Raw genomic sequence first — 4,279 nt, forward strand, 5'->3', positions numbered from 1 at the left:
TCCGGAATGGGAAGAAAAATTAATAGTTGATGAAATAATCAGAATCAAAGAAAGAGACATGAACAGCGGCGAGGAATGATCCCCGCCGCTTTTTATTACTCTCCCATACCCGGCCACCGCAGCGCCCCATCCTGATCGGGCGTCAACACCACCGGATCCATGGACAACTTGCCGTCCTGGTCCAGGTAATACCACTTATCACCGCTCGCCTGTAGGCCCTTTACCATTGCGCCATCAGCACCCAGGTAATACCAATCGCCCTTGTACTGATACCAGGTGTTGATCACCATGCGACCGGCGCCGTCAAACCAGTACCACTTACCGTCTGTATCCAGGTACCAGCTGTTGCGCACACAATCTCCTGTGTTGCCCAGGTAAAAGCTTCGGGAGCCATCTGTGTTATCCTGCCAGCCAGACTTCTTGGGCCGCTCCGGCTCCATCACTGCATCATCCTGTATGTATCGCTTCACAGCCACCAGACCCTTACGCCAGCCCCCGGATGCCCAGGAGTTATACCGGCTCTTGCAGTAGGCGGTCAGGTCTTTGTAGGACGGTCTTCCGCTGCCATGTCCGCAGATAATACCATTACCGCAGTACATCTCCACGTGGCCGATCCGCTTTGGCCTACTGGCATCCGTACCGGCAAACAGCAGCATGTCCCCTGGCCGTAACCGGGACGTGTCAGGGATGCCCTGGGCTATGTCTGCATCCACCGTGGTCAGCTTTGGGGAGTTGTACATGCCCGCAGTGTTGGTGATCCCAAAGCCTTGCCCTGCCTGCTGATAAGCGTAGCAGATGGATGATGAGCAATCACTGTAGTAGTTGCCGTCCTTGTATGCCTTATAGCAGTAATCCCGCAGGGACTGGCTGTATATGTTGCGGCCTATGATCTCTGCGTACTTGTCGATCACGGCCTGTCTCCTTAATAATGCTGTCATGTCGTACCTCCATTTCTAATTTCGTCAATCTGTGCCATGATATCCGCGATCACCGCCCTGGTATCCTGCACATACTCCACCGCCACGTCCGGCTCCGGCCCTCCTGCAGTGATGGTGATGTGGGTGGTGCCGGTAAAGGTGGTAAGGGCGTTTAGGGCGGATTGGGTCGCGGCGGGGAGGGGTTCCCAGGTGGGGGTATCCAGCTGATAAACCAAGGTGATTGGGTGTTCCTGTAACCATGTCTTAAATTCTTCAAGCGGACGACCATCCAGATATAGCTGAATATAGTCATTAGCAATGGTAAAACCACGGATGTTTCCTAACGTTCCCCCAGCTCCTATTAGGGGAAAATGGCTACATAATGCAGTTTGATGTATGAGATCTGCCGATCTTCCGCCTACCTTACAGTTATATCTTTTCTTGGCCGCATCATTTGTACTCGCCTCGTTCCATTTTTCATCGGTGCTGCCGTCAAATGTAATGGTGGGACAATATCGTTCGATCCCCCATTCGCCGTCCTTGCACATGATCCTGTCCCGTACATCCCCGATACCATGTAACGGCTCCGTCAGAGTGATGGTTGCGGTCCCTGACTGGTAGGACTGCCAGGGGAGGGCTGTGGGACCAGCATTCAGCATAGGATACACAATTTTGCTAAATTCTGATATTCCCTGATTCAGCTGAATAAAGTAGTCTATTTTAGTTTCGGTTCCATCTACGATAAAAGAGGTATCATTGATAACAACAGATGTACCATCACTATACCATTTCTTTGCTTTGACAAATATTTTGGTATTGCCTATCGGTACACTTCCGCTAACACAGTAAGTTCCCGGCGAAAGATTAGTTGAAGCAACAGCCGAATTAGCAGGGTTCTGCAATGTATTTCCCGTAACTAAAATGCTTCCATCTTCTTTAACAGAAAACAGTACTTCGTTGTGTGTTCTCGCCATCCTGGAAGTGTCCATCAACTGCGCCCCCGTCACCGTCACATCCAGCGGCTGCGGATACTCCTCTGATGGGCTGGGTTTGCCGCCAGTGTATGGTTCCCATGCAGAAATGGGGTTATTACTAATCATATAGTCCCGATGATTAAAGTCCGCAAAATCACCTGCAAATGTCCTGCATCTAATGAATGCTGCCGTCTGTGGTACAAGCCTTTGATATATACCGGGTGATTCATCACACGAAACAAATCTCTTGTCTGAATCGTAATAACATATGCACAATGGTTTCTTAAAATATATTGTGCTTCCTTCAGTTACTGGTATATACTGCAACCAACGATATGTGATTTCTGAATCATTAGGATTTCCGGTCGCGTTTCCGAATGTTCCTAATTCATATGCTTCCGTATCCAGCAGCTGCGCCCCCGTACTCACCGTCCCTGTACTGATAATCGGCTGGGGATAATCTGGGCTGGGGGATGGCTGACCGCCGGTGTACGGTTCCCAGGGAATCTTTGCAGATCCTTTGCTTAACATGGGCTTGAAAACCAATGGTCCAGATACACCGCTATTCAAGGACATCAATACAGTTACCGTATCTCCATTTAGAATCGGAAACGATACCCCGTCCCCACTATCAATGTATGATTCGCGCGTATTATCGGTCAAATTAACAGTAACATTAAGTAAATAAGTAGTTGTGCTTCCACCTGATGGGCATCCTGAAATATAATAATCTCCAGCCTCCAGAGAATAATCAGATAAGAGTTTGACGTAAGCGTAACCAGTAGCTGTGCCAATAGCTTCAATAACTCCATCCTTTGACGGAGAAAATATAATTCCATTACTCTGTTTTGCGCCGACTGTTGATATATCAAATAGCTGCGCTCCGGTCGTGGTAAACTGATCACTCTTGCCCGCAACCTCCAGGTCAGGTATCGGCGCCTCCCACGCATCCCCCACTGTAACCCGCCCAGTGCCAGACGCGGAGCCGGTCAGGGCATTGGCGTACTTAAGATCAGTCTCGCGCTTATTGTAGCCCACAAATGTCTCTTTTTGGCTCTCCACATAGTCCTTATTCTCTGCCAGAGCCTGCGCGGATGCATCCGCAGACTGTGCTGCTGCCGTGGCTGATCCCGCAGCCGCAGTCTTGCTGGCCTGGGCATCATTGGCGTATCCCTGGGCAGTGAATACCTTGTCCTCCATCTGCGCCACAAACTGCTCATACCAACTTTGATCCGGTTCAGGGATACCGCCGCCTATCTCCAGGCCGTCATGGATGGTGTAAGTTGCCGGCAGGGTTTTCCAGACGGTCCGGTCTCCCACACTGTCCGTCCCGGTTGCATAGATCATCATCTGGATTGATCCGGGCTCCTGCGTTGCCTGTCCGGGTATCATCCAGCACATCCTGACGTAATTGTCCGACCAGGATACATTGCAGGGTACGCCGTCACTGCCCCCATAGACTGTCTGGTAGTGGATGTACAGATTTTGCTTGATCAAATCCATAGCGTCATCATATCTGGGCAGCTGAAAGCCCACAAACTGGGCATTTTGCTCGCCCTTTACTGATACCTGGTCATTAAAGTCTGCAATACGCTTGTTGGTGACCGGGACATACTCCGGCTCCGCGTACATGGTGTAGGATGGATAGTTGTTATCCTTGGTCCATGTCTCATCCCCGGCTGCATAAGCCTGTCTTGTAAGGATCTCGTCTACTGTTGCCATGCCTGTCCACTCCCCCTTTCTTGTTTGATGGTGATCAGATTGGTGGTAATCCGCTGCCCGTTCTCACGCTGACCGACTACCCCGATTTTAAATTGATCACAGGGCGTTATCTCATCAGGTACAATGCAGACCCCGTCCCTGATCAGTCTGCCAACCTCCGGTGACTGCAGATACGGGTAAAATGCTGCCACCCGGACCGTATCGTCCCAATCCCTATCAAACTCAAACGCTACCTGCAGATAACCTGATGTCCCCGCGATAATGTTGCTAAAATCACAGCCAGGAGCCCTCGTCAACTCCTGGCCGGATACTCTAAATCTTAGTGTCCTCATGCTGTACCACCTTTCTGGCACTTATTCCTCGCTGTCATCCACACCATTGTTATTGCGGTCACTGGGGCCGCCTTTGCCGCTCTGGTGGTTGCCTGGGTGCGGTGCATTGGTGGGCTTATCATACAGATATGGGGTGGGCTGCTTCGGGGCAAAATCTGGCCCGGTTGTCTCGTCTCTGTTAAGATCTGCTGCGTGCTTATTGGTTACTACTGCCATATATGTACCTCTCTTTCTTTTTTCTGGTTGATGGTTGCTGCCGCCTTGACCCTGGCGGCCGGGAGATGATGGGGATCACCTCCTCTCAGGCACCGGTCTTTACATCCAGTTCTGGCAG

At 50.8% G+C, this 4,279-nt stretch carries 4 protein-coding genes; all 4 read right to left on the reverse strand.

Translation table 11 applies throughout. From position 1 onward, the window contains the following. Window positions 1-95 precede the first annotated feature (95 nt). The 4 genes from CLFS41_RS18055 to CLFS41_RS18070 are packed head-to-tail and all read right to left on the reverse strand — an operon-like array spanning window position 96 to window position 4,161. Complete coding sequence (locus tag CLFS41_RS18055; RefSeq protein ID WP_045093076.1) at window positions 96-938, reverse strand: NlpC/P60 family protein; 843 nt, start codon at window positions 936-938, stop codon at window positions 96-98. Beyond that, entirely contained in the window at window positions 935-3,613 is a 2,679-nt protein-coding gene (locus CLFS41_RS30450; protein WP_052665808.1) for a hypothetical protein, read from the reverse strand. Before CLFS41_RS30450 ends, CLFS41_RS18055 begins: the two co-directional genes overlap by 4 nt. Further along, window positions 3,601-3,945 (reverse strand): hypothetical protein, encoded by a 345-nt coding sequence (locus CLFS41_RS18065; protein WP_045093077.1) that lies wholly within the window; start codon window positions 3,943-3,945, stop codon window positions 3,601-3,603. Before CLFS41_RS18065 ends, CLFS41_RS30450 begins: the two co-directional genes overlap by 13 nt. 21 nt (window positions 3,946-3,966) lie before the next feature. Next, on the reverse strand, window positions 3,967-4,161 hold the full coding sequence (locus CLFS41_RS18070) for a hypothetical protein (RefSeq protein ID WP_045093078.1): 195 nt from the start codon (window positions 4,159-4,161) through the stop codon (window positions 3,967-3,969). Window positions 4,162-4,279: the final 118 nt, after the last annotated feature.

Source organism: Clostridium sp. FS41 (assembly GCF_000954015.1).
Lineage (GTDB): Bacteria > Bacillota > Clostridia > Lachnospirales > Lachnospiraceae > Enterocloster > Enterocloster citroniae.

What these genes read in the sequence shown, in the direction of transcription:
- CLFS41_RS18055 (WP_045093076.1), bottom strand. Translation starts at nt 938, where the DNA reads ATGACAGCATTATTAAGGAGACAGGCCGTGATCGACAAGTACGCAGAG.
- CLFS41_RS30450 (WP_052665808.1), bottom strand. Translation starts at nt 3,613, where the DNA reads ATGGCAACAGTAGACGAGATCCTTACAAGACAGGCTTATGCAGCCGGG.
- CLFS41_RS18065 (WP_045093077.1), bottom strand. Translation starts at nt 3,945, where the DNA reads ATGAGGACACTAAGATTTAGAGTATCCGGCCAGGAGTTGACGAGGGCT.
- CLFS41_RS18070 (WP_045093078.1), bottom strand. Translation starts at nt 4,161, where the DNA reads ATGGCAGTAGTAACCAATAAGCACGCAGCAGATCTTAACAGAGACGAG.